At 68.8% G+C, this 1940-nt stretch carries 3 protein-coding genes; 1 reads left to right on the forward strand and 2 read right to left on the reverse strand.

The features are described 5' to 3' along the window. The first annotated feature begins 92 nt into the window (after positions 1-92). A complete protein-coding gene (locus WBP48_RS08190; RefSeq protein ID WP_424438768.1) occupies positions 93-476 on the forward strand; it encodes a VOC family protein in 384 nt (127 codons plus the stop codon). 85 nt (positions 477-561) lie between these two features. Here the strand turns inward: WBP48_RS08190 and WBP48_RS08195 are convergent, their stop codons facing one another. Further along, entirely contained in the window at positions 562-1698 is a 1137-nt protein-coding gene (locus tag WBP48_RS08195; RefSeq protein WP_424438771.1) for an ABC transporter permease, read from the reverse strand. Beyond that, a partial coding sequence (locus WBP48_RS08200; protein WP_424438774.1) for a DUF4162 domain-containing protein occupies positions 1695-1940 on the reverse strand: 246 nt, incomplete at its 5' end. The genes WBP48_RS08195 and WBP48_RS08200, both read right to left, overlap by 4 nt.

The following is a 1940-nucleotide window of genomic DNA, read 5'->3' on the forward strand; positions in this document are numbered from 1 at the left end:
TCGGCGGGGTGACCTTCCGCCCCGGCGCGCACGTGTGGGCGGATGCCGATGGGGTGCTTGTCGAGCGCGTGTGATCGGCGGATGCTGGAGGGATGTTCACGACAACCGACGCCTTCAGCGGCTTCTCCGTCGACGACATCGACGCCGCCCGCACGTTCTACCGCGACACCCTCGGGCTCCGGGTCGAGGACGACCCCATGGGGTTCCTCGAGATCCGCCTCGACTCGGGCGGCCGCATCCTCGTGTACTCGAAGCCGAACCACGAGCCGGCGAGCTTCACGATCCTGAACTTCCCCGTGGACGACATCGACGCCGCCGTCGCGGACCTCAACGCACGTGGCGTTCGGACCAAGATCTACGGCGACGACGAGTTCCCCTCGGATGAGCGCGGCATCGTCCGCGGCGGAGATCAGGGCCCGGACATCGCGTGGTTCCGTGATCCCGCCGGGAACGTGCTCTCCGTGCTGAAGGGCTGACCGGATACGTCGAGTGTCCACAACACGCCGCGTGAGCGAGGGCAGTGGCGGCGTGGCGTGGACACTCGGCCCCACGAGGGGTGAGTCAGCGCGAGGACAGGGCCTCGCCGAGCTTGACGCGCGCGCCCATCCGAAGGATGGAGTTCTCGTAGATCTTCGCGCCGACGAGGATCGCCGCGACGCACGAGACCAGCAGGATCGCCAGCGACACGACCGGCTCCCACCACTGCGCCTGCCCCAGGAACAGCCTCGTCGGCATGCCGACCGGTGCCGAGAACGGCACGTACGACATGATCGTCAGCACCGTCGGGTTGTTCCAGAAGAAGATCACGAGGAAGTACGGCCCGAGGATCAGGAACATCAGCGGGGTCGTGGTCGACCCGATGTCCTCCTGCCGCGAGACCATCGCGGCCGCCGCGGCGAACAGCGCCGCCAGCAGCACGAACCCGAACAGGAAGAACACGCTGAACCACGCGATCGGCCCGCCGATGCCCTGCAGGAACTCCGTCTGACCCGTCACCGTGAGTCCCACGACGGCGATCGCCGCGAGGATCACGATCTGCGCCATCGCGAGCACCGTGTTGCCGAGGACCTTGCCCGCCAGCAGCGCCCGCACCGGAATCGCCGAGATCAGCAGCTCCACGACGCGCGTCTGCTTCTCTTCCACGACGCTCTGCGCGATCGTCGCGCCGAAGGTTTGCGCCGCGAACAGGAACACGATGCCGAACCCGATCGCCGCGATGTAGCCGATCCAGTTGGTCGCGTTCGCGGGGTCGAGTACGACGACGTTCGGCGTCTGCGACAGCGTCATCAGCAGCGTGTTCGGCACGTCGGAGTCGACGATCACCGAGAAGCCGAGCGGCGGCGCGCCGTCGGCGATGACCGCGGCATCCACCGTGCCGTCCTTCACGAGCGCCTCGGCGGCCGCCTGATCGGCGACGGTCGTGACATCCACGCCCGGCATGCCGCTGAGGTACGAGGCGGAGTCGCTCGTGACGGCGACGGGCGTGGTCGCCTCGTCGTTCGCGGTCGTGCCCGCCCAGATCACCCCGGCGAGCGCCAGGACGAACAGGATGCCGAAGGAGATGAGAAACGCCTTGCTGCGCACCTTCGACCCGATCTCGCGCTCGGCGACGAGCCACATGCTCTGGGCGAAGGAGGGGGTGCGAACGGTCGGGGTCTGAACGGTCGGGGCCTGAACGGTCGGGGTCTGAACGGTCATTGGATGACCTCCTTGAAGATCTGCGCGAGGGACGGATGCCGGGGGGAGAAGCTCGTGACGACGCCCGCCGCGACGGCGCGGCGCAACACGTCCTGGGCGGCGGCGTCGCTGTCGGCGTCGAACACGGCGTAGCCGCCGTCGAACTCGATGACCTCGATGCCGGGGGCCGCGCGCAGCCACCCGAGGTCGCCGCCCGACAGCAGCTCGTACCGGTGCCCCGCGTGCGCGGCGCGCAGGTCGTC

This window comes from Microbacterium sp. (assembly GCF_049661145.1).
In the GTDB taxonomy this organism is placed as follows: domain Bacteria; phylum Actinomycetota; class Actinomycetes; order Actinomycetales; family Microbacteriaceae; genus Microbacterium.